The sequence below is a fragment of the Leptolyngbya sp. ST-U4 genome, assembly GCF_039962215.1.
In the GTDB taxonomy this organism is placed as follows: Bacteria; Cyanobacteriota; Cyanobacteriia; order Elainellales; family Elainellaceae; genus Leptolyngbya_A.
This window is the reverse complement of record NZ_JAMPKZ010000008.1, coordinates 148,112-168,547: the sequence shown is the minus strand read 5'-3', so window position 1 is coordinate 168,547 and position 20,436 is coordinate 148,112. Positions and strand designations below refer to the sequence as shown.

At 52.5% G+C, this 20,436-nt stretch carries 17 protein-coding genes; 4 read left to right on the top strand and 13 right to left on the bottom strand.

Features of this window, described 5'->3' with window-relative positions:
- Positions 1-33: 33 nt before the first annotated feature.
- The 5 genes from NDA02_RS14455 to NDA02_RS14435 all read right to left on the bottom strand — a co-directional run bounded on the left by NDA02_RS14455 (position 34) and on the right by NDA02_RS14435 (position 6,228).
- Entirely contained in the window at positions 34-765 is a 732-nt protein-coding gene (locus tag NDA02_RS14455) for a type II CAAX endopeptidase family protein (protein WP_190791833.1), read from the bottom strand.
- 35 nt (positions 766-800) lie between these two features.
- Positions 801-3,035 carry a glycoside hydrolase gene (locus NDA02_RS14450; protein WP_190791834.1) on the bottom strand — a complete coding sequence of 745 codons (2,235 nt, stop codon included), beginning with the start codon at positions 3,033-3,035 and terminating at the stop codon, positions 801-803.
- A gap of 163 nt (positions 3,036-3,198) precedes the next feature.
- Entirely contained in the window at positions 3,199-3,429 is a 231-nt protein-coding gene (locus tag NDA02_RS14445) for a NifU family protein (protein WP_190791839.1), read from the bottom strand.
- Between the two features lie 85 nt (positions 3,430-3,514).
- Positions 3,515-4,171: a DUF3386 domain-containing protein gene (locus NDA02_RS14440; RefSeq protein WP_190791835.1), complete on the bottom strand. Its 657-nt coding sequence runs from the start codon at positions 4,169-4,171 to the stop codon at positions 3,515-3,517.
- 107 nt (positions 4,172-4,278) lie between these two features.
- Positions 4,279-6,228: a serine/threonine-protein kinase gene (locus NDA02_RS14435; protein WP_190791836.1), complete on the bottom strand. Its 1,950-nt coding sequence runs from the start codon at positions 6,226-6,228 to the stop codon at positions 4,279-4,281.
- A 543-nt stretch (positions 6,229-6,771) separates the two neighbouring features.
- Between NDA02_RS14435 and NDA02_RS14430 the strand changes: the two genes are divergently transcribed.
- On the top strand, positions 6,772-8,730 hold the full coding sequence (locus NDA02_RS14430) for a primary-amine oxidase (protein WP_190791837.1): 1,959 nt from the start codon (positions 6,772-6,774) through the stop codon (positions 8,728-8,730).
- A gap of 63 nt (positions 8,731-8,793) precedes the next feature.
- On the opposite strand, the gene NDA02_RS14425 is transcribed toward NDA02_RS14430, so the two are convergent.
- From NDA02_RS14425 to mnmG, 4 genes are all read right to left on the bottom strand, one after another.
- Positions 8,794-9,612 (bottom strand): hypothetical protein, encoded by an 819-nt coding sequence (locus NDA02_RS14425; RefSeq protein ID WP_190791838.1) that lies wholly within the window; start codon positions 9,610-9,612, stop codon positions 8,794-8,796.
- A 175-nt stretch (positions 9,613-9,787) separates the two neighbouring features.
- On the bottom strand, positions 9,788-11,728 hold the full coding sequence (locus tag NDA02_RS14420; protein ID WP_348246672.1) for a hypothetical protein: 1,941 nt from the start codon (positions 11,726-11,728) through the stop codon (positions 9,788-9,790).
- A 117-nt stretch (positions 11,729-11,845) separates the two neighbouring features.
- Entirely contained in the window at positions 11,846-12,916 is a 1,071-nt protein-coding gene (locus NDA02_RS14415; protein WP_190793097.1) for a hypothetical protein, read from the bottom strand.
- Between the two features lie 397 nt (positions 12,917-13,313).
- Positions 13,314-15,224 carry a tRNA uridine-5-carboxymethylaminomethyl(34) synthesis enzyme MnmG gene (gene mnmG / locus NDA02_RS14410; RefSeq protein WP_190793098.1) on the bottom strand — a complete coding sequence of 637 codons (1,911 nt, stop codon included), beginning with the start codon at positions 15,222-15,224 and terminating at the stop codon, positions 13,314-13,316.
- Positions 15,225-15,430: 206 nt separating this feature from the next.
- Here mnmG and NDA02_RS14405 point away from each other — a divergent pair, with 206 nt between their 5' ends.
- Entirely contained in the window at positions 15,431-16,372 is a 942-nt protein-coding gene (locus tag NDA02_RS14405) for an alpha/beta fold hydrolase (RefSeq protein ID WP_348255167.1), read from the top strand.
- Positions 16,373-16,458: 86 nt separating this feature from the next.
- Here NDA02_RS14405 and NDA02_RS14400 read toward each other — a convergent pair whose 3' ends face one another.
- The gene (locus tag NDA02_RS14400) at positions 16,459-17,646 is read right to left on the bottom strand and encodes an HhoA/HhoB/HtrA family serine endopeptidase (RefSeq protein WP_190793099.1); all 1,188 of its coding nucleotides are present in this window, start codon (positions 17,644-17,646) and stop codon (positions 16,459-16,461) included.
- Between NDA02_RS14400 and NDA02_RS14395 the strand changes: the two genes are divergently transcribed.
- Positions 17,647-17,802: a hypothetical protein gene (locus tag NDA02_RS14395; RefSeq protein WP_190793100.1), complete on the top strand. Its 156-nt coding sequence runs from the start codon at positions 17,647-17,649 to the stop codon at positions 17,800-17,802.
- A 411-nt stretch (positions 17,803-18,213) separates the two neighbouring features.
- Here the strand turns inward: NDA02_RS14395 and NDA02_RS14390 are convergent, their stop codons facing one another.
- Positions 18,214-18,684: a tetratricopeptide repeat protein gene (locus NDA02_RS14390; RefSeq protein ID WP_190793109.1), complete on the bottom strand. Its 471-nt coding sequence runs from the start codon at positions 18,682-18,684 to the stop codon at positions 18,214-18,216.
- Between the two features lie 458 nt (positions 18,685-19,142).
- On the opposite strand from NDA02_RS14390, the gene NDA02_RS14385 reads away from it, so the two are divergent.
- Positions 19,143-19,463: a hypothetical protein gene (locus NDA02_RS14385; RefSeq protein ID WP_190793101.1), complete on the top strand. Its 321-nt coding sequence runs from the start codon at positions 19,143-19,145 to the stop codon at positions 19,461-19,463.
- A 56-nt stretch (positions 19,464-19,519) separates the two neighbouring features.
- Here NDA02_RS14385 and NDA02_RS14380 read toward each other — a convergent pair whose 3' ends face one another.
- Complete coding sequence (locus tag NDA02_RS14380) at positions 19,520-19,897, bottom strand: hypothetical protein (RefSeq protein ID WP_190793102.1); 378 nt, start codon at positions 19,895-19,897, stop codon at positions 19,520-19,522.
- A 173-nt stretch (positions 19,898-20,070) separates the two neighbouring features.
- The gene (locus tag NDA02_RS14375) at positions 20,071-20,388 is read right to left on the bottom strand and encodes a DUF4090 family protein (RefSeq protein WP_190793103.1); all 318 of its coding nucleotides are present in this window, start codon (positions 20,386-20,388) and stop codon (positions 20,071-20,073) included.
- Positions 20,389-20,436 lie beyond the last annotated feature (48 nt).

Sequence of the window (20,436 nt, the reverse complement as noted above, 5' to 3'; positions counted from 1 at the left end):
AATCGATGCTAAAAATTAAATCTGCTAGCTCAGTCAAATTGGCAATTCATGCACTAAAGCACCTGCAAATAAGGCACCTTCGAATAGAAGATCCCAGCCAATCAGGGCGATCGCCAGATCTGCCAATAAATGACTGATGTAACACGCCCACAACGAGCGGTAGCGCAGATAGCACCATGACCAAACTGCTCCCGCCGCAAACACACCAATCGAACCGAATGCAACAATCAGCCAACTTCTAGAATAGGCTGTCAGGGCGATCGTGTGATGTAGTGTAAAGCAAAGGGCGGCGAGATAGACAGCTTTGTTTCCTGATACTAAAACTTCACATTTTTGATAGACAAACCAACGCCAAATATACTCCTCAACTAACGAATTAATGAAAGTAAAGTAGATGGCTCCAAGAAGATAAGAAATTGGATTTGCTAGCCCAATTTGTTGTGCTTTTGCTCGAACAATTTCAGGATCAATCCAATACTGTCCCGCGAGACAATAAGTACCCAAAATGACGCTGAACATGAAAATTCCTAATATTGTCCCAGCCAGCACGTCTCGCAGCGAGGGAGGTGACAGGGTGGCTCTGCGGCGATCGACCCGAAGAAACCAGATCAGAGGGAATACAAGTATCCACACCCTTGTTGCCGCAAAAAGAAATTGTCCTGCGATTCCTGGCCTATATAGCCTGGCAGCAATCCCGCAACTGGCAGCAGAGATCATCAGGAACAAAGCGAGTGCTGCATTTTGGCGAGAATTATTTTTGAACATGAACCGCTGAACGTGAACCACCAACCCCGATCGTCCTACGGCACGTTCACCGGAATCAAATCATCCTCCGGCAGGTAACTTACATATCGCCCTTCTTCCGCTAGCAGCACCACGAGACGCAGCGACCAATCTGGCTCGATTTCCTGTAAATCTGCCCAGGGAATTGCGACTTCCAGGCAGCTATCAAAGGCAACTTGAGCGCGGCTGCGGTGAGCGTGCCACTGAAAATGGTCCCCGGCTTCCTGAAACCAGCTTGCTTTTGTGGTCAGGTTAATGCCCAGATGGTGATGAAATTGGTAGTTCAGCGGCGGCTCGTCGGGCAGTTCTGCTAGGGGCGCAGGGCTGTTGTGCATGGGGCGATCGGGGTAGAACCAGAGCAGATGCACTTCCGGCGGAAAGTCAATTCCCGGTTTTGCGCCTGCCTTAAAGTCCACCCGCAGATAAAGATTCAGGTGATTGACACCGTACCAAACGCGTTGAACAACGCTGCTCTGGTGCATTGTGCCTCTGGCTCCGCCAACTTCGATTCGTCCCGCTTTGTCCCAGTCTTGCTCGTCGCCCAGTCCGTCGATCGTCGGATGAATGTAGCTCGAAGGACGATGATCTCCTTTTGCCGTGTGGTCTTCGACGGCTTGCCGCAGGTAGGAAGGAACCGGGTGATTCAGGGCACGGTAGAGGGCCAACAGATGTTCGCGAAAAAGCTGGTCAAAAATGGCATCCTGGTTCGAGCTATGCCCTTCGCCAAACCACCAGAACCAGTCGGAGCCTTCGGCAGCGTCCAGAGCTTCCCAGGCTTCGGGATTGTTTTCCTCAGTCGCTTCGGGATGGCTCTCCAGGACGTGACGGGCTTCGGTGAGGTAATCCCAGGCGCGATTTTTTGCCGGATCGCCGATCCAGGTGGTGAAACTGCCGTCTACCCAGGAGCCGCTATGTAGGGCGTAGCTGGGCAAGCTTTCGGTGGGTGGGAATTTGGACAGATAATCGGAAACCGTTACCAGTTCGATGCCGGTATGATCGCTCAGCGTTTGATACAGGCTTTCCAAGAAAGGCTTGCCGTCCTGCTGATAAAACTCCCAGCAGTTTTCGCCGTCGAGGGCGATCGTCACGAGCCAGGGCTGCTCCAGCACAGTACTGCCGGAAGCCTGATGCGATTTAAGCTGCCGTGAAATGGCATCTAACTGTCCTACCAGATCTGCTGCCGCCCGACGAGGCTCCATTGCGCTGTAGGTAAAGCCGATTAAGTCCGACAACCGATGATCGCGAAAGACGATCGCCAAATCTCCCTCGGTGGTGTTTAAGCGATAGGGACGATACAACGCTTCCGGTTCTGAGACGGTGCCCAACGCATCCCGGTGAAAGAAGTGATCGATCGTCCAGCCCAGCACTGCCTCATCCGAACAAAGCCACTGAAAGCCCTGCTGCGCCACTTTTGGAAGAATTGCCGGACTCACCGATTGTTCAGAGGGCCACAGTCCCCTCGGGTCGCAGCCAAACCGCTCCTGGTACATTTGCTTTGCTTTGCGGAGATGGCGATCGATGTCCTGCGGAAATTGAAAGCGGAGCTGGGGCAGCTTCATTTGCGGCACTGCCACTCGTCCGGCGTTAGTGTCTGCCAGCAGGGGCAAGATCGGGTGAGTGTAGGGCGTCGTCGTGACTTCGAGCTGACCCGTCTCCTGCATCTGGCGATGCTGCGGAATAATCTGGCTGAGAATCTGACGCTGCTTCGAGTAAATTCGCTGGCGATCGCTCAGGGTAAAGCCACGTCCCTGCTCTAGCCATTCAGCAATTTCGGCATCGTTCCAAAACAGCGGATCAAACCATGCAAGGTTATGCCATGCCAGTAAGTCGCTGTAGTCTTCTGGGTTCCAATGCTCGACACACCAATCCCAGCCGCGATCGTGCCTTTGTCCATAAAGCTCGGCATAGCGGGGAAAGGGGTCGATCATCGTATGGTGGTTCGCATCAAAAAAATGCTCGACGATAAATCGTTTTTGCCCCTCGTTGAGATTATCCGTGGGCTTGAGTGCCAGCGTCAGGTAAGGATCAAAGGCAGTTCCCGCTGCATAGTCTTCGATCTGCATCATCAGCGACGGCACGAGGTTCACCGTTTGACGCAGCCGAGGATACTGCTCTAGCAGCAGCACCAGATCGAGATAGTCTTTTGTGCCGTGCAGCCTGACCCAGGGCAGCCGATATTCCCCGTCCAGGCGACTTTTGTAAAGCGGCTGATGCTGATGCCAGATGAATGCAACGTAGAGCGGATAAGCCATAGGACGAGGATGAGATGGGGGGCGGTGAGGCGAATAAGGTTACAGGAGATAGCTTTTCGAGCTTTCAGCAGGACAAACAAAAAACAAACAGGGAAAACGCGATCGCCTTCCCTGCTTTAAATTACCTGGTTTGAAGTGGATAAAATAACAAACTCGTCACCGCTTAGATGACTTGTTCCACTTCTGCGATTTCGGGGATGTATTCCCGCAGTCTGCGCTCGATGCCCATTCTCAGCGTCATGGTAGAGCTAGGGCAGGAACCGCAGGCTCCCTGGAGGCGCAGCTTCACTACAGGACCATCGATATCAACTAGCTCGACGTTGCCACCGTCTGATATGAGGTAGGGGCGCAGTTCGTCCAGCACCTTCTCGACGTTATCGGTCGTGAGTTCCATTGTTTGCATCGTTCACCTGCCGAATTTCGTTGACTTCATTGTAATGCAAAGGGTTGAGCGCAGTCGGGGGGGCGATCGATACGGATTACACGACCGCAGGCTGAAGCAGTTTGACGTTGGAGAAGCTGTATTCGTCAGTGTGAGTCTTGCCGTTTGCCTCGGTGGTGATGACGCGACCCACGAGGATAGAGTAGCCGTTTACGTTCTCGAAGGTGTCTTCAAACTGAGACACGCCGCCCTTTTGCTCACCTGTTTTCGGATCGTGGTAAACCGAGTCATAGCGATGAGCCAGATAGCCCTCGCTGGTCTGATTCACGCTAAAGGTGTTGATTGTCACAACAACCCCATGGATATGGCGATGGACTAGCGTGACAACGTTATCGCGCACCTTGTAGCGATCGCCCTCGCACTTGCCGCCGACTAGAATTTCTACTGCTCCGGTCTCGTCGGTTGCCCCGTAGGAAAAGGTATTTTCTTTATGGGTGTTTTCAAAGCTGTAGCGAACCCGGTGGATTGCGGTTTCCCACATTTGCGCCGCAATGGCTTTTTTAGCTTGCTCGTCTTCTACGTCCAGTACGTCCGCCTTGCTGTCGGGGTTGACGCGCACTCTGCCCGTGTAAACGGTGTCACCTTGCTTGTAGGTTACATCTGCCGTGTAGCCGGGAAAGTTGCTGTCCCAGGTGTTGCGGTTTTCGTAAGCAGCCCGAAACAGATCGCGTGCGGTTTTCTCAGTCATTAGCAATCTCTCCTGATAACCTTTTCTAGTTTAGAGTTTGGCTTGGGCAATTGGGTGAAAAAAGTCGTTTCCTGCCTGATCCGCATCCCAATCTCGAGCTAAAACCAAACCGTTTACTGCCCCATTCGATCGTATGCCTGCTGACGCAATTTCTTTGCCTCGTGGCTGTTGGGTTGAAGTTGGAGGGCTTTGTCTAGGGCAGCGATCGCGTCGTTGTATCGCTGGAGGTTCAGCAGGGCAGCCCCTTTGGTAATCCAGGCTTCTGCCGCGTTGCGCTCCAGGGCAATGCCCCGATCGAGGACGTTGAGGGCTTCTGCCGATCGTCCCAGGGTTTGCAGCGCAACCCCCCGTCGCATCCATCCCTGCGCATAATCCGGTTTCAGAGCCGTCACTTCTTCGTAGATCTTGAGGGCTTCGTAGGTGCGGTTTTGCAGCATGAGCGCGTTGCCCTTGCTCCAAAGGGCGATTGGGTCATTGGGATTGTACGCCAGCGCGTCATTGCAAGAAACGATCGCCGCTTCAGGACGCTTCAGCAGGTTTAGCACTTCGCAGCGTTTGGTGTAGGCATTGGCAAAGTCCGGTTGGGCAGCAATTGCTCGATCGTAGAGCTGAAGGGCTTCTTCGTATTTTTTGCTGCTTTGAAGCTGGGTTGCCTGATCTACCAGTACGGTCGCAAGCTGCTTTGGATCACTCGGCAGCGGAGAAGGGCTGGTCGAAGGATTCGCCGTGATCGAAGTCGGAAAAGCAAGCGGGTTGCGCTCGAACCAGTTTCTGAGCGCCAGCGGCGATCGTGCCTGAAGCGCAGCCACAGACAGCCCGACCGCTGTTACCGTACCCAGCAAAAACCAGGGCTGCCATTGCCAGCGTTGTCCGCTCCAGGCTACTGACCCGATTGTCATCATGGGATCTTGGGCGTTGAGTTTGCCCAGAAGCTGGGTTGCGCCTGTTTGAGCAGGAATGCTATTGCCAAAAGACTCAGAGGGTATCCAGAGGGCGGTTGCCAGCTCGTCTTCTTCCGGTGTCAGAAAGTCGATTTTGTCAGCCTTGGGAGCGATCGTTTGAATGTTCCCCTGAAGGGTTGCTTGGGCGACGGCTTCTCCCGCAGAATTTTTCAGCCCTGCTTTATTTCCAGAAGCCCCTGCCACAGTGAAACGCTGGCGCATTGTGGCTGGAACAGGAACCAAGGGCGGTTCTGTCATGTCTTCAGCGACGGCAGCAGGCAGGTTGCTCAGGGCAGCCAAGGCTTCGGATGCAGTGGGATAGCGTTCGCGAAAATCGTACCGCACCATGCGATCGATCGCTTCGACCAGGGCAGGATGAACGTGCGCCGCAAAGGAATGCCAGTCGATTTCGCCGACCGCATCTTCGCCCAGATATTTGGGGTGCAGTCCGGTCAGTGCCTGGATTCCTAGCACGCCAACCGCATACACATCGCTGCTAAAGCGGGGTTTTCCGGCAAGCTGTTCGCTGGGCATATAGCCCTGAGTGCCGATCGAAATCGTGAGATTGGTCTGTCCGGTGTCGGGGTCAAGATTCTGGTTGCTGACTTGCTTCACTGCGCCAAAGTCAATCAGCACGAGTTTTTGATCGCGCCTACGCCGAATCAGGTTAGAAGGCTTGAGGTCACGATGAATCACCTGCTCGCTATGCACAAATTCCAGCACCTGCAGAATTTCTTGCAGAAAGGTGAGGGTTTTTGCTTGCGACCAGGGCTTGCCTTCGACCAATTCTTGGGAAAGCGGTTCGCCTTCAATAAATTCCTGAGCCAGGTAAAATTCCTGGTGTTCCTCGAAGTGTGCCAGCAGGCGGGGAATGCGATCGTGAACGCCTAGCCGATAAAGCACCTGCGCTTCGGTGTTAAAGCAGCGTCGCGCCATGAGCAGCGTATCTTCGCTTTTGACCTGGGGCTTGAGGTGCTTGATAACGCACTGCGGATACCCCGGCAAATGCAAATCAGTCGCCAGAAAAGTGCGTCCAAAACCGCCAACTCCTAGCTGCTGAATAATTCGATAACGTCCGCCCAGCGGCTTATTGGGACTGAGCGGGGAATGGGAGCGACTCATGTTAAGAATAGCTGCGCTGATGTTCCGTCACAACCGAGCTTCGAACGATAACAGAAGGAAAGTGAAATAGGGCAAAGCAAACTCAGTCAATTCGTTAGCTAAAGTTAACGAACCAAATCAACTGAATGAACTTAGTCTAATCACGAACCTGATGTAGATGCAGACCGACGGAATACAAACCAGGAAGTACGCAGCGAAAAGGAGCGCAATGTCAGCTTCCATTTCACGCGATTCCCCACAAGCATCTGTGAATGCTGAAGGGATACTAGAAAAGGGCAAGAAGCACGAGGTTTAGATTTTTATCAATCCTAATGCTATCTCTGCCTTTCAGGCTACCTCCTTCGGAATATCTCTGTGGCAATGCTCGCTCGGCTCCAAAAAAACTTTAGCAGGACAAATGGCATTCCGCTGGGGCTGAAGTAGGTCAAATCAAGACCCTGCTAAACTCGAAGGCAGCAACCCTATTTCTTCTTTCGGGCAAAAAAAATGTCGTCCGCAAGGAGTAAGCAACCGGATCGAAAAATTTTAGCTCAGCAATTTGTTATGACCAGTACGCATGAAGTGTTAAGACTTGCCCTAACTCAACCTGTGAATCACCCGCTGGAGCCGCTCACCGTTGAAGAAGTGGCTGCGGCAGTGGCTCTGGTGCGACAGGAGTCCAATCTAGGGGTTGATGTCGGGGCATCGTTTCGGTTTCCCTGTGTCACCTTGAAGGAGCCGCCGAAGTCTACGGTGCTGAACTTTCAGGTGGGTGATCCGATCGAGCGGCAAGCCCTCTTAATCCTGCTAGATAATGAGACTGGAACCACCTATGAGGCGATCGTTTCCCTGACCCAGAAGCGGGTTGTATTCTGGCAGGCGATTCCCGATGTACAGCCCAATATTATGCCGGATGAGCTGTCAGAATGTGAGGCAGCCGTGAAAGCGCACCCGGACTTTCGGGCAGCCCTGGCAAAACGTGGCATTACGGATTTGGGTCTGGTGGTCGTTGACCCGTGGGCGATCGGTAATTTTGGCTTTGAGGACGAGAAGGGAATCCGGCTGTCGCGGGCACTGTGCTATTTACGCGAAAAACCCGACGGCAACTTCTATGCTCGCCCGATCGATGGTTTGGTTCCAGTTGTGAACCTGAACAAAATGGAAGTGCTGCGGATCGAGGATATGGACGTTGTCCCTGTGCCACCGGAAGCGAGTGAATATGCCGACCGCTTTCAGCCACCGCTCAGAACTGACATCAAACCCCTGCACATCACCCAGCCTGAAGGACCGAGCTTTGAAGTGGACGGACACCATATCCGCTGGCAAAAGTGGGATTTGCGAATCGGATTTACTCCCCGTGAAGGGCTAGTGCTGCACCAGGTGAGCTACGAAGACCAGGGGCGGCTGCGCCCGATTCTCTATCGCGCTTCTCTGTCGGAGATGGTCGTGCCTTATGGTGATCCCCGCCCGCAGCACTACCGCAAAAATGCCTTTGATGTGGGCGAGCATGGCGTGGGTGTCCTGGCAAATTCGCTGACGCTGGGCTGCGACTGTTTGGGCGAAATCCGCTATTTTGATGCCGTGTTGACCAATAGCTGGGGCGAAGTTGCAATTACGGAAAATGCAGTCTGCCTGCACGAAGAAGACTACGGCATTCTTTGGAAGCATACCGACTGGCGACTGAACGAAGCGCAGGTGAGACGATCGCGCCGCTTAGTGCTTTCCTTTATTGCCACCGTTGATAACTACGAATACGGTTTCTTCTGGTACTTCTATCAAGACGGCACGATTCAGTACGAAGTCAAGCTGACGGGAATTTTGCTTTGCGGTACGCTGGTCGATTTTCCTCAGTATGGCACCGTTGTTGCTCCCGAGCTGAATGCCCTCAACCACCAGCATTTCTTTAACCTGCGGCTTGACTTTGACCTGGATGGCACAGGCAACTCGGTTTGTGAGGTGAATTCTTACGCTGAGGCGATCGGCCCCGAAAACCCCCAGGGCAACGCCTTTTATGCTCAATCAACGCTGCTCACGACCGAACAGGAAGCCCAGCGCATTATCGACCCCTTTACCGCCCGCTACTGGAAGGTTGTCAATCCGAACGTCACTAATCGACTCGGTCAACCCGTTGGCTTCAAAATTGTCCCTGGTGAAAATGTGTTGCCCTTTGCCCACCCCGACTCGCCAATTCTGAAGCGCGCCGGATTCATGACTAAACACCTGTGGGTCACGCCCTACGAACCCGATGAGATGTTCGCCGCAGGCAGTTATCCCAACCAGCATCCGGGCGACGAAGGCTTACCCCAATGGACGCGAGCCAATCGATCGATCGAAAACACCGATCTCGTTGTCTGGTACACCTTCGGACACCACCACATTCCCCGCCCCGAAGACTTCCCCGTCATGCCCACTGCCTATTCGGGATTTATGCTCAAGCCCGTTGGCTTCTTTGATGCCAATCCTGCGCTAGATGTACCGCCGTCGGTAAAGGGGAAGGAGCAGGGGTGTTGTCATGAGGGGTAGATGGGTGGATGGGTGGATGGGTGGATGGGAAAGTGGGGATGAGGAGACTCCGCCCCCTGCCCGCTACGATCGCCTCACCACTGCTAACGCCCGCTCCGAACTAGTCGGCTGATACCCATCCACGGGATAGCGATCGAGATGACGATACATTACGGCTTCTTGTGCGCTCACCCGGCAGGAGAAAAATTCAACGGCTGCCTGTCCGTTAGGCAGGACGCTTGCTTTAGGGAACCAGTCTTTGGGCATTTCGGTGTGCCACTGCCAGGGAAGTTTGCTAGGCAAAGCCTGGATCAGGCGGTGGTGGCGCCATATCGATCGCTTGCCGATCGCCTCGGGGGGAGAACTGCTTTGCCTCGTCCCAAACTCTTGCAGTTCGCGCTTGAGTAGAGAAGCGACCATAAATGAAGCGGCTGATCGATCGCCGTCGATCGCAGCCATAAAGTGTGGCATTGCGCCTTCGGGCTTAGGGGGAGTGGCGATCGTGCTGTGGGTCAGGGCTTGTTGCAGGTGAGCTGTGGTGCTGAGTGCTTCGGGCAGGGCAAAGATTAGTCCGGCTTCTTTGGAAGCAGTGCGATACAGGTAGCCCACCAAGCAATATCCCGGTTTGAGCCATAGTCCGGGTAGCTTGAGCAGCACCGATGCCGGATTAAACGGACTAATTAACCACGGGCTTCGCTGCACAAAATCGGTTCTTTCTTCTTTCGATCGTCCGCCAAAGGTAAAAATGTCGCTCAAGTCGTCGAGGAATTCGGGTTCGGGCACTTCTGTACTGGGTTCAGGCCAGCTAGAGAGCTGAGTTTGGGTATTTGCTATCGCAAGCTCCGCTTGAATCGTGTTTCTGAGTTTTTGAATTGCTTCTAGGGGAAACTTCCGAATTGTCATAACATCTAATGTCCCAATCTTTGAAAAAGTAAATAAACTTTCTCATTAAGAAAAAAGTAAATGAGTGAGCAGCAGATATATCAGAAACAGAGAGATCTGAGCGAAAAATGCCAACGGTAATCGAAGAGCGATAAGTACTCATTCTCTCAGTTAGCCCAAATTTAATCGCAGAATCTTAACTTTTGTAGATCAGCAATTGAAAGCAATTTTCATCTTCAAATGATTGAGGACCCAAGGCACTCTGCGTCACCTGAACAATCAATTTAACGGGTCGAGTGTCAGGCGGAAAATTTCCCATGCGCTCCAGTCCCAGGGTGAAAACCATCTGGTAGGTTCCGGGCTGCTGGGGAAACACGATCGCTCCCATTGCTTTGGTGGCTTCTCCCGGACGGGGTGTCCCTTGGACAAAGAGCAAGTTTGGTGTTGAGTTAGGAATTCGCTGTTGATCGCGGTCGAAAAACTGCACCTTCACGATCGCTCTACCGCGCCTTAGTCCTGTATCGTAGCCAAACCACTGTGCCTTGCCCGTATTTTTGAGCTGCGCTTGCAGAATTATTTCCTGGGAAGGGCGAACGGTGATCCCTTCTGGAATCAGTTGACCGTTTTGGGTTTGAATTTTTTCAATTACGCCGTCGAGCTGGCGACGATAAACTCTAGGACGAGGAATCGGATCGTTAAACTTGAGCAGCAGGTTTTTAGTGTGTCTTGAAATTTGATTATCCTGCCAGTTCCACAAGCGATCGACGCTGAAATAAGGGGAAGTGTCCCAAATATGCCGATCGCTAAATGCGCCCACAACCTGCACAAAGGTTGAGTAAACTGTTAGTAATAAAAATACTGAAACCAGAAGAACAGAAACTCGTTTTCGGCTCTGCTCAAGCTGATTTAATAAATGCGCTAGAACGTAGGCGATCGGATAACACAGGACGGGCAAAAAATCGACGAGAAACCTTGATCCGTAGGTAATCGCTCCCCACCAGGGCACATAGAAACAGTACTGAATAAACAGCACCAAACAGGCAATCCCAAGCAGAATCAGCAGCCGTTCATCAGTTTGCGATCGTCTTTTGTAAACCTGATACCATCCCGGAATTGAAAATAGCAGCACCGGGGAAAAGATCAGCAAGCCACGACTCGGACTGATGAGATATCCCCAAAACGCCGTATTAAAATAGTTCAGCGTCCAATCATAGGTGCTTGAATGCTGAAATAGGCTGCTGTAGCCACCGACAATCAAAACCCGCAGACTGAATCCGAAATAATAAATATTCCAGGCACTATTGAACAAAAAAGACAGTCCGCCAATCAGAAAAAACAGCGTTTCCCTGCGATAGGTAACGACAACGTAGACCAATATTGCAGCAAGAAACAGTAAACCTGTTGGACGAATTGCAGGCAATAAACCGCTAAAAAAGCCGGCAGTGACCAACATGGTTTTGCGCCGATGCGAGAGACTTTCGCCCTCTAGTCGATTAGCTTTCCAGAGGCACAGCAGAATGCAAACCAGAGCCAAGTTTGAAAGTGTATGGGCCCAAAGTCCCTGAGAACTCACCGCCCAATTTAGTGTGGCAAAGCCGTAGATAAAGGTGATTAATAAACTGATCGATCGATCGAATTTCAGCCTTGCCAGTAGATAAAAAATAACGTTGGTCAGAGCAGCTAAGATGGCTCCGGCAAGCTTTTCATAAAACTGTCGCTGCGGCTCAAATGCCGGATTCGTAATGTCTAAACCCAGCGGTTGATGCTGAAGAATTGCGCTCAGCTTGAGGTAGAGAAAAAACAGCGCATAGAGCGGAAAACTGAGTAATGCAGTACCGATCGGATAAGCAGAAGTGAGATGTCCGGTCGGCGATTCGGTAAAGAAATAGGGAATACCGTTCTGCCCAAAAATATCATTGGGCATATAGTAATGTCCGCCGCGAAAAGCATCGAAATGCAGCGTATGATTCTCCAGCCAGTTAAAGGCAAGCAGGCTACTCGGCACACTGTCATTCGAGCTGATGATTGCTCCGTTCGCCAGATAGATAAACAGCGTACTGCCAAATAGCATTAGCCATTCAGCCCATTGTCCATAGCGAATCTGCCTCACCTTGGCCTGAGCGGGAAATGGTTTCATCTCTCCTGACCGATCGCGATCGTCCCAAGCAGACTATCACATTAGCAGAATGATTCTCCATCGCTATCGGTAACTGCCTCAGCAAGGATTTGAATTTGAAAAGTCAAAATCATTTCCCTAAAACTCCTGCCCCACGTAGATCGATCGCACTTCTCCGTTGCGCCGCACGATCGCTTCTTGATTTGAAACCGAAACCAGTATCCAGCCGCTATCGCCGATCGGTTCACCCACCTGTGCCCGGCGTGGACTGCCGTTAACTTCAAACAAGGCTGCCGATCGATCGCCCAGCTCCAGAACACCAATCAGTTTGTAGCTGGAAGCTGCCGCAATATTGGGCACGTTTGCCGCAGGTGCAGGAGTGGTCGGGGCAGTATTTGGGGCAGTATTTGGGGCAGTTGCGGAGGCACTGGGCTGCTGAATGACGACGTTAGGCTGTGCGGTGATCACCTGAGGCGGCGGATAAACCGGAACGTAGACCCGCTCTAGAACGGTTTGGGAAGGAGTCGGCGAGGCAGCGGGCTTTTCGGGCTGGTTTTGCTGAGCCAGTCGGTTTGCTTTGGCTGCTTGCCCAATGCGATCGAGCGAGCGATTTACATAGTCTAAAAACTGCTGCTGCTGTGCTGCCTGAATTTGTTCTGCGGTTGGCGGGGGAGCTTTTGCCACAGGTGCGGAAGTTTGCGCGGGCCCATTTCCCCAGCGCGGAAGCTGCTCTGTATTGCGAAGCCATAGCCAGAGAATTCCTGTGGTTAGCAAAGAAGCGCAGAGCGTCGAAAGCAGCAGCATATCAAACGATCGTCTTTTTGCCGCAGGATGGGCTGACTGACTGACTGCCAGCACCACATCCGGGTCAGGCTCCACCTCACCTGGAACAAGCTGACGCGGCGTGAGGCGAGGCATCAGGGCAGCGATTCCTCCAGGAGCGGCGATCGACCCCACAGGAAGTTCCGCAGGCGGAGCGGGCTTTTCGGCAGGCTCAGGCTCAACGGATAACAACGTTTCCCGTGCCAGAGCTTGCTCCAGTCCACCAAACAGGTCATCCATCAGGCGATCGGCACTCTGGTTAAACGGACTGCTTGCCGCAGATTCTAACGGCTCTAGCAGGGCTGTCTGCGCCATGCTTGCTTCGGCTTGTGCCTGAGCAGGCTGATCGTCGGTGGGTGAGGAAGGCTGAAAAGGAGGCTGGGACATAGGACGACAGGATGAGTGACAGTGATCAAGAGCGATGCGGAGAAGAACTTCTGGGATAATTCGCCCAAACATAAAATCCTTCTCGATCGAGACTGCCCTCTTTTATAACCTGTAAATGCAGCGTTGTAACCTATTGAAACTAGGAAACGATCGCTATTTGTAGTCAGTTCAAAGGTGCGGGCAGTTGAAAACTAGTATTTTTCTCCCAACTGTATCAGGATTGCCCCGATTTCTGAAAATGGTTTATAAAAATCAGCAAATCGGCCGGCTTCGGAGTTTGCTTCAGAGCTTGAGTGTCGTGGAGACGATCGGCGTGAACCTGACAATGAGGGACAAGTGGGGCAGTTCGGGTCACAAGGCTCTACCGAATGACTTCGTCTATCGATCTGGTGCGCGATCACCCCTTCAGGGAACTGCGAAGCATACGCACTTCCAGATACACCAGCAGCGCATTCACGTCTGCCGGATTCACGCCACCAATGCGGGCCGCCTGTCCAACAGTGAGGGGTTTTACCTTTGCCAGCTTTTCACGGGATTCTTTTGAAAGCGTCGAGATGGCGTGGTAGTCCAGATCGGGGGGGAGCGGGCGATGCTCCTGGCGGGCGATTTGCTCGATCTGGGTTTGCTGCCGCTGAATGTAGCCGGAGTATTTGATGTCGATTTCTGCGCCTTCTTGCTCTGCCAGGGCCAGGCTAGGGTTGCTGAGCTGATAGCGATCGAAATCCGCATAGTGAATTCCAGGACGACGCAGCAAATCTGCCAGCGTAATCGATCCTTTGATTGCCTGCTGAGTTTCTGCCGCAATTTGCTTGCCGATCGGCTCGTGTTCTTTGACGCGGGTTTCGTGCAGCCGTTCTTTTTCAGCGGCAATGTTTGCTTGTTTACGGGTGAAAAGTTCCCAGCGGCGATCGTCGATTAATCCAATCTCGCGTCCGAGGGGGGTCAGGCGTTGGTCGGCGTTGTCCGATCGCAGAATCAGGCGATATTCCGATCGCGAAGTCAGCATCCGGTAGGGTTCGCGTAGGTCTTTAGTACAAAGGTCATCAATTAATGTGCCAATGTAGCTCTGCTCACGCGGAAACACGATCATGTCCTGATGGCGGGCAAAGCGAGCGGCGTTGATTCCTGCCACCAAGCCCTGGGCGGCGGCTTCTTCGTATCCGGTTGTGCCGTTAATTTGCCCTGCACAAAAGAGCCCCTCAACGTTTTTAGTCATCAGCGTTGGGTAGCACTGAGTTGTGGGGATGTAGTCGTATTCCACCGCATACGCCGGACGCAGCATGACGCAGTTTTCCAGGCCGGGGAGCGATCGCAGCATTTGAAGCTGCAAGTTTTCCGGCAGTCCGGTTGAAAAGCCCTGAATATAAAGTTCAGGAATGTCGCGTCCTTCAGGTTCAATGAAAATCTGGTGTGATTCTTTGTCGGCAAAGCGGACGATTTTATCTTCAATGCTGGGACAATAGCGCGGACCTTTCGCATCCACCCAGCCACCGTACACCGGAGACAGATGCAAATTTTCTCGAATGATGCGATGGGTTTCCGGGGTGGTGCGGGTCAGGTAGCAGGGCAATTGCTCGCGTTCGACCCAGACTTCAGGATCAAAGCTAAACCAGCGCACGTTGGAGTCTCCGGGCTGGGGTTCGAGTGCGTCGTAGTGAACCGATCGCCGGTCTACTCGTGCTGGAGTCCCGGTTTTTAGCCGGCCGGTTTCAAAGCCCATGCGGTTCAGGGTTTCGGTTAAGCCCACTGCCGCAAACTCCCCGGCGCGTCCTGCCGCCATCGACTTGTTGCCGACCCAGATCGTGCCGCCTAGAAATGTGCCCGTGGTTAGGATGACGGCTTTGCAGCCAAAGGCAACGCCAAAGTAGGTTTGAACGCCAATAATTTCGTCATTTTTGCCCAACACCAGATCCGTAACCATGCTTTCGCGCACCATCAGGTTTTCCTGATTTTCAATGATGCGCTTCATTACGGCTGCGTATTCCCGCTTGTCAGTTTGCGCCCGCAACGCCCAGACCGCCGGACCCCGCGAGATATTCAGCACCCGCTTTTGCAGATAAGTGCGATCCGCGATTTTGCCGATCTCGCCGCCCAAGGCATCAACTTCATGGGTCAACTGCGATTTTGCCGGACCTCCGACCGCTGGATTGCAGGGCTGCCAGGCGATTTTATCCAGATTCAGCGTCAGCAGCAGCGTCCGACAGCCCATTCGAGCCGTTGCCAGAGCTGCCTCACAGCCTGCGTGCCCGGCTCCGACAACGACGACATCAAAATAGTCTTGAAAATCAGTGGGCGTTTGCACGGTCATAGCCTGAAAAGCTGCTCATCCGGGAGATCTTTCCCATTTTAGCGGGTTCGATCGGGCTAAAGAATGACGTTGCGATCGGGTTGTTGCCCGTGGACAGGGAGCATTCGGTTTCGTCTGATATCAATGCTTACAGTGTTATCACGCGGGTGGCGATCAGGCAGGCGGGTTTAAGCTGATGCTGAGTGAGCAGATTCAGGATAAGGTCTATGATGAATGCAGCCAGAAATTATCGCAAAAGCAGAAAGCGTCTCTTGCAGGTCTTACTGGTTGTTTTCTTCGCGCTCAATGTTTTGTCCTATGCAGGGGCTTATGCTCTGACTCACTATAATCCTCCTGGACAGTGGGGTTTGGGACGTCCTAGACCGACCAGTTCTAAACTCCCGCTCGATGTTGGACTTGAATTTGTCAAGCAGCGTATTTCCATCAATCCAACCGAGTGGCTGGAGACCTGGTTTATTCCTGCTCAAGGATCTATGTCTCGCGGGACGGTTCTACTTTTTCCTGGAAATGGAGGGAGCAAGGCTAAACAGCTTTTAGCTCCAGCCGAGGTATTTCACGAGCTAGGATATGATGCCTTGCTGGTTGATTTTAGAGGGGTTGGCAGTTCCAGTGGCAACACAACAACGATCGGTGTACGAGAAGCCAAAGATGTTGCCCTAACCCTGAGTTACGCTCAACGCTCAAACTTCAAGCGTCCATTTGTGCTGTACGGGGTGTCAATGGGAAGTGCCGCAATTCTGAGAGCAGTTGCCCGCGAGCAAGTGAACCCTGATGCAGTCATTCTTGAGCTTCCTTTTGCACGACTTTTAGATGCGGTTAGAAGTCGATTAAGAGCAGTCAGGCTGCCAACCTTTCCGATCGCCGAAATGCTTGTTTTCTGGGGGAGCATTCAACATCGATTTAATGGTTTTACGCATGATCCAGTTACTTATGCCACTCAGGTCAAATGCCCTGCTGTGCTACTGCACGGCAAACTCGATAAATGGACGACCTTAGAAGAGGTTGATCAGATTTTTCAGAATCTGAATGGCTCAAAGCAGCTCGTTATTTTTCCAAACACAGGTCATACTTTGCTCGTTACGGTCGATAAGCAACTTTGGAAGCAAGGGGTTGACCAACTCCTCACAGAAGTTCAAGGGAGATTTTAGATACAGGTTGCTTGCAACAAGGCAAAAGTAAAAAAAGAGGTAGATTGCTCTACCCCTCGCTCGGTGTTTTTCGTCTTTCAAGCAGTCTATCGTTGCCGTCTTTCTCGCAGCGGAGCCGTGCGAATTGTGAGCGACTGCGATCGTTCCCCGCGCTGCACATTTACCTGCAAGGGCTGACCGACCTGGCTGTGATCGACTAATCCCTGAAGCTGATCGGCAGAGGTGATCGCCTGCCCTTCAATCTGAGTAATTACATCGCCGCGTCGGATGCCTGCCTGGGCTGCGGGAGAATCAGGGACGACGCCTAAGACGATCGCTCCATTCACTTCGGGCAGCATTACTGTGGCATTGGGATCGCGGTTGTTTTGCCGTGCCAGATCAGGAGTGAGATCAGCAATTTGTACGCCCAGATAAGGATGGGGCACATCTTCGCCGCGTGCCAGAATCGGCATAATTTGCTTCGCCGTGTTGATCGGGATCGCAAAGCCAATGCCCGTCGCGTTTGCCCGAATCGCCGTGTTGATGCCGATCACTTCGCCGTCGGCGTTGAGCAAAGGTCCGCCAGAGTTGCCCGGATTGATAGCAGCGTCAGTCTGAATAAAGTCCAATCGCTTATCGGGAATGCCCACCAGCGCACTCGATCGATTCAGGGTACTCACGATTCCCAAGGTCACCGTATTATCCAGGCCCAGCGGGTTGCCCATCGCGATCGCCCAGTCTCCCACCTGCACATCGTCAGAGTCGCCCAATGCAGCCGTTGGCAGGCTGCTCTGCACCGGAATTTTGACGACTGCCAGATCGGTGACTTCATCCACGCCCAGCACTTCCCCATCCAGGCGGCGACCGTCTTTGAGAATCACCGTTACACGATCGGCATCGCTTACAACATGGGCATTGGTCAAAATCGTGCCGTTGCTATCCACAATAAAGCCCGAACCCTGTCCCTGAAGCCGCTCCTCACCCCCAGGCGGAAAGATGCCGTCACCAAAGAATCGCCGGAAAAAGGGGTCGTTCATGTATGGATCAGGACCACGACTAATCGTTCGCTCGGTATCGATTCGCACCACTGCCAGACCCACGCGCTCGACCGCTGTTGCGACAAAGCTGCGGGTGCGCTGCATCGCGGGAGCCTGGGCAATTGTCTGCGGCATCTGGTAAGACGATAAGGGGCTTGCCCAACTGGGAGAGGCAAATGCAAAAACAATACCCAGCGTGATTGCCAGAATGCGGGTCAGTTTCCCAACTATGAATTGTGCGAGTCTGCGGGTGATCATGTGCTATCCATCCCAAAATTTCATCGCGATCGAGCCATCAATGAGTACGTGATTCACCGGGAGAGTGACGCACCGATCGACAGCTATCTCAGAAGGCTGAAACGCTTTTCAATCCAGCAATTCAGCATCACGTTTAATTTTATGGCACTGTCTTGAAAAGCCGAGTGCGGTTTTCCCACCTCAAAAGAATCTCTGTCTCTAGAAGGAGAAGGGGCTGAAGGGAGTTTGAGCAAGAGTTGAGACCTTGCATTGCTTCCTAAAGTCTCCATAAATCGGGGACTTTGAAACAAGAACTACGATCGTCGGTTCCCCCCTGGTAGGGTCTGCTGGATACCCACAAGCGATCGCAGCAAGCCAAAGTGTTTGATGAACTGCCCCCTCACCCCGAATGCTGGAAAAACTGCTCAAAGCTCCCTACAGGTGGGAAATTTAGTTTGATGCATTTGACACTGTTCAGCCAGCTCGATCGTGTAGGCATCCTGGATTACCGCGTTGGGCACGTCCCCCAGTACCTGATGCACCCGATCTTTATAGCGTAATCAATCGCAACACGCTTTAAACCACGTCCTAAGACAACCGTGCCGTGCATTCTAAAATTAATCGCTGATTCATCAGCGCGTAGGGCTGAATCTCAAGGGCGCGACGAAATGCCTGAATCGCCGCAGCATATTCGCCTAGCGCAGCATGGCATAGACCCATTCCGTGCAGTGCGCCAAAATGCACCGGATTTAGTTCGACTACTCGCTGACAGTCAGTAAGCGATCGACGATATTGCTTTTGCAGGTAATACAGCACCGCACGCCGATTCCAGGCTTCGGCAAAGTCGGGCTGATCCTGCACAAGATCAGTCAGCAGTGCCTCGGCTGCCTCTCGCTGATCTGCTTCGATCAATGCCTGACTTTGACTCAGGATTTCCAGTCCATAAGCCCCTTTTTGATGAAACCAAATCCGCCAAAGCTCCTCGGATGCCTCCTGCCGGGTTAGCTCATCGGGATTTTTCAGGTTATTCAAGAGGCGATCGATCGCGAGGTTATCCATGAATTTGCTTTCCTGCAAAACGGCTGCCCCATTGAATCTGAGTTTAATCTTCACAGCCCTTACACTTTTATCTTAAGTGTCATGCAGAAGCTTGTATCTTGAATTACGACATCGATTGGGCGTTGATTGAGCTTGGATTAAACTCTGATTAGACTCTGATGAGGCTCTGGTCTGTTCTGGCGATCGGCTTTGATCCCCGCAAAATGGATACCCGCTCCGCCCGATTGATTGTTCTTCCTGTACTGCTCTCGTCGCAAAATCAACAGAACCTCCTCTGCAATTCGACTTAAAACAGTCTGAACTTCGGGCACAGGATCACGAAAAATCGCTTAGGCTATAGTCCAAAGTTAAATCTTCTGCGGCGATCGAGCCTTACTTCCTTAATTCCCCAAATTCCCTTGTAAAAACTCCTGCGTATCGCACACCTTTGCTTTAAAAGTGCTTTAAGAGGTCAACCCGTGAAAATTGTCTGGGAACAGAGCGTTTACATCGGCAATGCCCCTGTCTTCTGTGCGATTTGCGGTCACAGAGCCTATCCAGTTCGTACCCGCCGCAATCGGCTTATGCTGGCAGTGCTATACGACGATCGCGACGTGATGCAGGGGGAAGCCTGCCGCGACTGCGTAACCTCCGGCTCTGCCGAGATCAAGACACGCTTACAGGAACGAATTGAAAAGCTGCAACAGCAGATGAACGAACTTCAGGCAATGGCACAAAGCGAAATCGAAACGCCCAGCTTGGAAGAAGAGTTCCAGTTTCACTGTCAGGACGCTTCCTGAGAATTTTGTATTCCCGAAGCTGATGCATTATGCTGCGTTAACCCATCCTACGCAAGCTAAATCATCCCCACTCGACGCAAAAACCACGCCACTGCAAACGACTCTCGCCGATCAATCCAGGGAATTTCTGGGCGGAAGTGCGTTGCGCTAATCATCAGGCAGACCAGGTTAATTGCCAGGCAAACCCCCGCCAGTGCAGGCAGGATGTAAGTGGGCAGCATCACCACCCCGATTGCCCACCAGCTAATAACGTGGATCATCATCAGCGTGGCATAGCCCAAGGCCGCACCAGACATGATCCCCACTTGAGCGATCGGGCGACCGATCCCTGTAAAGATCATGGCTTGCAGCGTCGAGAATAGATTCGCCGGAATGAGAAAGGCGCAAATCGCAATACAGTGCGATCGTGAGAATTCAAAGAGAAGCTCCATCATCGAACGTCGGTTCAACTGGAATGTAAGGAAAAGAGGCAGCCATTTCGCTCAGAAGGTTAACCTCAAACGATCGACCTGACCGTGAAGAACCTGATACAAAGAATCCAATGTCCCTCACGGTTTGTATCTGACGCTTAATGACTTCCCCTCAGCATACTGGGAGCCGGTAAAGCTCACTTGCTTCCGTAGTAAAACGCAATCTCTTTGTCTTTGAGCGGGGCAAACCCGGCGGCTTCTAGCTTTTGATTTAGCTCGTCCTGGGGAATGTGCTTCGCGCCAATTCGCACAATTCGCGATCGCATGGTATTTGACACGCCGCTGCGCTGCCGTCCGGCTTCGAGCCCCATCACCTGGTTGTAAAGATCAAGCTTTGCCGGCGGGATCGGTGAGCCGTCAAAATCGATTCCGGCTGCAATTGCCCGATCGATCGCGTCTGCTCCAGTGGTGGACTCAGAGGAGGATTGCGGTTCGGGCGTTACGTTCGTTGTCATGGAAAGCCTACCTAGTTACGTCTCCTCACTATTATCAGGCACGGTCTG

What these genes read in the sequence shown, in the direction of transcription:
- NDA02_RS14455 (WP_190791833.1), bottom strand. Translation starts at nt 765, where the DNA reads ATGTTCAAAAATAATTCTCGCCAAAATGCAGCACTCGCTTTGTTCCTG.
- NDA02_RS14450 (WP_190791834.1), bottom strand. Translation starts at nt 3,035, where the DNA reads ATGGCTTATCCGCTCTACGTTGCATTCATCTGGCATCAGCATCAGCCG.
- NDA02_RS14445 (WP_190791839.1), bottom strand. Translation starts at nt 3,429, where the DNA reads ATGGAACTCACGACCGATAACGTCGAGAAGGTGCTGGACGAACTGCGC.
- NDA02_RS14435 (WP_190791836.1), bottom strand. Translation starts at nt 6,228, where the DNA reads ATGAGTCGCTCCCATTCCCCGCTCAGTCCCAATAAGCCGCTGGGCGGA.
- NDA02_RS14430 (WP_190791837.1), top strand. Translation starts at nt 6,772, where the DNA reads ATGACCAGTACGCATGAAGTGTTAAGACTTGCCCTAACTCAACCTGTG.
- NDA02_RS14425 (WP_190791838.1), bottom strand. Translation starts at nt 9,612, where the DNA reads ATGACAATTCGGAAGTTTCCCCTAGAAGCAATTCAAAAACTCAGAAAC.
- NDA02_RS14420 (WP_348246672.1), bottom strand. Translation starts at nt 11,728, where the DNA reads ATGAAACCATTTCCCGCTCAGGCCAAGGTGAGGCAGATTCGCTATGGA.
- NDA02_RS14415 (WP_190793097.1), bottom strand. Translation starts at nt 12,916, where the DNA reads ATGTCCCAGCCTCCTTTTCAGCCTTCCTCACCCACCGACGATCAGCCT.
- mnmG (WP_190793098.1), bottom strand. Translation starts at nt 15,224, where the DNA reads ATGACCGTGCAAACGCCCACTGATTTTCAAGACTATTTTGATGTCGTC.
- NDA02_RS14405 (WP_348255167.1), top strand. Translation starts at nt 15,431, where the DNA reads ATGATGAATGCAGCCAGAAATTATCGCAAAAGCAGAAAGCGTCTCTTG.
- NDA02_RS14400 (WP_190793099.1), bottom strand. Translation starts at nt 17,646, where the DNA reads ATGATCACCCGCAGACTCGCACAATTCATAGTTGGGAAACTGACCCGC.
- NDA02_RS14390 (WP_190793109.1), bottom strand. Translation starts at nt 18,684, where the DNA reads ATGGATAACCTCGCGATCGATCGCCTCTTGAATAACCTGAAAAATCCC.
- NDA02_RS14380 (WP_190793102.1), bottom strand. Translation starts at nt 19,897, where the DNA reads ATGATGGAGCTTCTCTTTGAATTCTCACGATCGCACTGTATTGCGATT.
- NDA02_RS14375 (WP_190793103.1), bottom strand. Translation starts at nt 20,388, where the DNA reads ATGACAACGAACGTAACGCCCGAACCGCAATCCTCCTCTGAGTCCACC.